Here is a 1433-nt window from a genome sequence, read left to right as displayed (position 1 = left end):
CTAGCACTACAGTTGTGTTTTGATGCGAGATATGATTCCGTGTGTTGGTATGGAACGGAACAGGATGACAGGTGGCGCGTCTGTTGAGGAGACGCTGTCGCTGACGGTTGAGGGATTACGGGCGGTCAAGGAAAAGATACGTCCCCTGTTTGGTCAGTCTCGGGTTGCGGTCTCAGCGGAGCATTATCTGGAAACGCTCCTGGGCAATCTGCCGCGCAAGACGGGCTGGCAACGTGCGGAAGCCGCAGGCGACGAAGGCCCCTGGCGTCAGCAGGCTTTGCTGGGCCGGACGCAGTGGGACGCTGACGGTCTGCGCGACATTGTCCGCGATCATGTTCAGAGTACCCTGGGTGATGAAGACGCGGTTCTTGTGATCGATGAGACCGGTTTTCTCAAGAAAGGCAAGGCGTCCTGTGGAGTAGGGCGCCAGTACACGGGTTCGGCTGGCAAGATCACGAACTGTCAGGTTGGTGTGTTTGCAGCCTATGTCTCTTCACGGGGTCATGCTTTCGTGGATCGCGCCCTGTATCTTCCCAAAGCCTGGACATCAGATCCGGTACGGCTGTCTGCGGTCTCTGTTCCTGCGGACGTAACGTTTGCAACCAAACCTTCTCTGGCCCGACAGATGATCGAACGCGGCCTGCAGGCCGGCCTTCCCTTCGAATGGGTCGCTGCTGACAGTGTCTATGGCGTAGGGGAAATCGAAATGAGCCTGCGTCATGCCGCAAAAGGGTATGTTCTGGGGGTGGCAGGCAGTCACTGGTTCAACTCCTGGGGCCTGGGAGAGAGACCGGTTGCGGGAGAAGCCCGTGATATCGCCCGGGACGCTCCAGAAGAAGACTGGGTCTCCCTGTCAGCCGGACACGGGACGAAAGGCGATCGTCAGTATGACTGGCTGTGGTGTCCGCTCGCCGAACTCGAGGGGGCAGACTATACCCCGGCCGACAACAGAACCTGGATCCGGGGGCTCCTTGTGCGCCGGAACCCAGCCGACGGGGATCTTGCATACTTCACTGTCTGGTGCCCCTCAGGAACGACGCCTGAAAAGCTGGTTCAGGTCGAAGGCACGCGATGGCGGATTGAAGAGGGGTTCAGAACGGCCAAAAACGAATTCGGCCTCGATCACAATGAAACCCGCTCCTGGCACGGCTGGCATCGTCACGTATCCCTTGTCATGCTGGCCTATGCCCTGATGGCCGGGGTCAGGGCACAGGCAAACGACAGGTCTCCCAAAAAAAGACCAGCGAACCCGTACCAAGTCTGATCCGGTGGTCCATTCAGGAAATCCGGCGTCTTATCGTCAGGCTGACCCAGCGTCAGATCTCCCTCAACCATATCTTGCACTGGTCACGCTTCAGACGAATACATCAGGCAAAAGCCTATGCCTCTCACATCAAAACACAACTGTAGTGCTAGGGCCTGTTAGGCCTTGA

Annotated in this window: 1 protein-coding gene; it reads left to right on the top strand. The window is 58.1% G+C overall.

The window, feature by feature from the left end:
- Positions 1 to 49 precede the first annotated feature (49 nt).
- Positions 50 to 1264, top strand: a complete 1215-nt coding sequence (locus tag DV027_RS17250; protein ID WP_130732989.1) for an IS701 family transposase — start codon at positions 50 to 52, stop codon at positions 1262 to 1264.
- Positions 1265 to 1433: the final 169 nt, after the last annotated feature.

Source organism: Komagataeibacter xylinus, assembly GCF_004302915.1.
GTDB lineage: Bacteria > Pseudomonadota > Alphaproteobacteria > Acetobacterales > Acetobacteraceae > Komagataeibacter > Komagataeibacter xylinus_C.
Note: the sequence above shows the minus strand (reverse complement) of the source record. Positions and strands in the feature narration are given on the sequence as shown.

Coding starts and splice junctions, on each gene's coding strand:
- DV027_RS17250 (WP_130732989.1), top strand. CDS start 50: ATGGAACGGAACAGGATGACAGGTGGCGCGTCTGTTGAGGAGACGCTG.